The organism is Campylobacter sp. US42a, from assembly GCF_004379055.1.
In the GTDB taxonomy this organism is placed as follows: Bacteria; Campylobacterota; Campylobacteria; order Campylobacterales; family Campylobacteraceae; genus Campylobacter_D; species Campylobacter_D jejuni.
The window spans coordinates 1-2,448 of record NZ_RYYK01000016.1; the positions used below are offsets into that span (position 1 = coordinate 1).

Consider the following 2,448-nt stretch of genomic DNA (forward strand, 5'->3'; position numbering starts at 1 on the left):
TTGCGTAAATGCTTTTACCATCTTGAGATATTCTTACTTCATAAGAAAGCTTTTGTAAATTCATCTTTTTTAATCTATCTATAGAGCTTAATTGATAAGAGTCTTTATTGTTTTGCATTTTTTCAATAAAGCTTTGAAGTTCTTCTTGATTTAAAGTATTAGAGTTTTCATCTATAAAACCTTGCTCACTTTGTAAGATTAAGATTTCTTTATTTTTAAGGTAGGGGTATTGCTCTTTGAGGGTATAAAGAGCCAATACTCCCTCGCTAGAAATATTAATAGGAGCATCGTATGACTTCAAAAGGGGAGTTGTGTTGATTTTATTGGATACAATAAGATAATAATGCTCAAAGTTATTAATAATTCTAGCTTCAACTTTAGTATTTAAAATCAGTCTATTGTTTTTACTTAAACTGATATCTGAAGGAGCTACAGCATTAGAAGCACTATAATTATCTTCATAATGCACCAACGCTCCTGCTAATATATCTATGAAAGTGTTTTTAAATACATTTAAATTCCCACCTATATATAAGGTATTATTATAAGATTTAGCTTCACTTAAACCTGTAATGGCTGAAGGAGCTATAAAAATAGAATTGTTATTTTTATACTCATCAAGATTGAGATTGTTTATGATTAAGGTATTATCATGGGCATTGTTTGAAAGTCCAGCTATAATACTTAAAATTCCTTCTCTTTTATCTGAAGCTACACCAAATAAAGTATCATTGATAATGATTTTATTATAAGCTGCTTCATTATAAGCCATAATCAAATAAGCATTATCAGCTGCATTAGAAGAATAGTTTTTTATATCTATGGTATTATGATTGGCTTTATCTAAAGCTCTTATGATGATTTTAGAACCTTTATCTATATTACTTGCATCGGTAATGCTTTGAACATTGTTATAATTTATAGTATTATAAGAGGCTTCTTTAGCTTCTGTTAATACAGTTAAATTTCTAAAAGAAGCAAAGTCTTTAATCACTACTTCATTGTTATTAGCACTACTAGGATAAAAGTCTTGGTTATTAAGAAGGTTTTTCTTAGCTGTATAAATGTATACAGGTAAGGTTGACATAGAATTATTGATATAAACTTTATTATAATCTGCACTGCCTTCTAAGGTTCTAGCAGCTACAATATTTAAAGCATCTTTATAGCTTTGAGAAAGATCGGTTGTGGTAAGATCGTTTTTAATGTTAATGGTATTATGATTAGCTCCTTTAGTTGCAAAGCCACCATAAAAAGAATGTTGGTTATAACCTAAGAAGTTATTAGCGATTTCTAAAGGATGTTTTAATTCTATGTTTAAGGTATTATAATTTGCTTCTCCATTATTAGAAGCTCCTGCATAGAAGTTAAACAAAGCTTGAGCAAAAATGTTCTCATTGTTTTTATCTTTTTTTAGGTTTTTAATATCTTTTAAATTGATAGTATTATCTAAGGCTTGTCCTTGTTCGGTTTTTCCACCCCAAAAATCAGCAAATAAAACAGAATTATAAGCTAGGGGTTGTTTATCATGGTTCATATACATATCAAGATTAAAACCATCTATGTCTAAAAGGTTTTTACTGGCTTGAAAGTTTTTATCCGTTCCGCTATCTATATAACCTGCGCTAATATGAGCAGCAGCTAAACTAGCATAAGCTTTGCTTGGACCATGGATAATCATATTAGCATCTTTGATAAAGATTTTATTGTTTTTTACATTACCTTGATAAGCTAAACCACCTACAAGGTGAGTGATTCTTTCATCAAAGGTATTATTACCATTTTTATCTTTTTTAGGTAAGGAAGTAAAAAACTCTACACTGCTACCTGCTTCTATATTTAAACTATTATTTGTAGAATCTCCATAAGTGGCTATAGCTCCGATTAAATAAGGAGCACCATTTAAGGCTAAATCATAAGTGTTCTCAACTCCCATACTAATATGAGCATCTTTTTGAAGTATGGTTTGGTTATAGCTTGCATTACCATAATGAGTAAAGGTAGAACTCATTAAGAAATTCATGCGTTGATTGCTTTTAGAATTACTAGGGTTTTTTATATGAGTATCTTTAGGTTTAAGATAAAAAACCGAACTAAGTTCTCCTTGTTCTAATATAAGTTTATTATAACTTGCATCAGCATGATCGGTTTTTGCTGTGATTAAAAAAGGAAGCACTCTAACTGTTTTTATACTATGATCGGCTGTATTAACACCATGCCTTGCTTTAAAAGAAAGAACTTCATCTTCTCTCATATCAGGAGTAAGTAAATAATGTTTAAAATTTAAATCGTTTATATTTGTAATATTTGGTTTAGGATTGTTATATATTAAAGTAATATTGTTAATATCTTGTTTAGAACTCTTAGCATAATAATTTATACCTTGGAGTTTTTTATAAGTAGAATTGCTTTTATCATAAAGTTCATTATCATTAAAATAATGCTCTG

1 protein-coding gene is annotated in these 2,448 nt (G+C 29.0%); it reads right to left on the reverse strand.

From position 1 onward, the window contains the following. A partial coding sequence (locus tag ELQ10_RS08475) for a hypothetical protein (RefSeq protein WP_243833042.1) occupies window positions 1-2,448 on the reverse strand: 2,448 nt, incomplete at both ends.